Raw genomic sequence first — 315 nt, forward strand, 5'->3', positions numbered from 1 at the left:
GACGGCCCCATGCCCCAGACCCGTGAACATATCCTCCTGGCTAAACAGGTAGGCGTTCCGGCTATCGTAGTATTCCTGAACAAAGCTGACCAGGTTGATGATCCTGAACTGATTGACCTTGTAGAAATGGAAATCAGAGACCTGCTCACTGAATATGGCTATCCGGGAGATGAAGTGCCGATTATCGTTGGCTCCGCTCTTGGCGCCCTCAACGGCAACAAAGAAGACGAACAGAAGATTCGCGACCTCATGGCAGCTGTAGATGAATACATCCCGACTCCTCAGCGCGATACCGATAAACCGTTCCTGATGCCT

General features: G+C 51.7%; 1 pseudogene (only partly in view). It reads left to right on the top strand.

The features are described from left to right. Positions 1-315: pseudogene (locus B2Y11_RS01820) on the top strand (GTP-binding protein); its annotated part reaches 289 nt to the left of the window's first position; the annotation flags it as partial.

This window comes from Dialister sp. UBA1703, from assembly GCA_002320515.1.
Taxonomy (GTDB): Bacteria; Bacillota; Negativicutes; order Veillonellales; family Dialisteraceae; genus Dialister.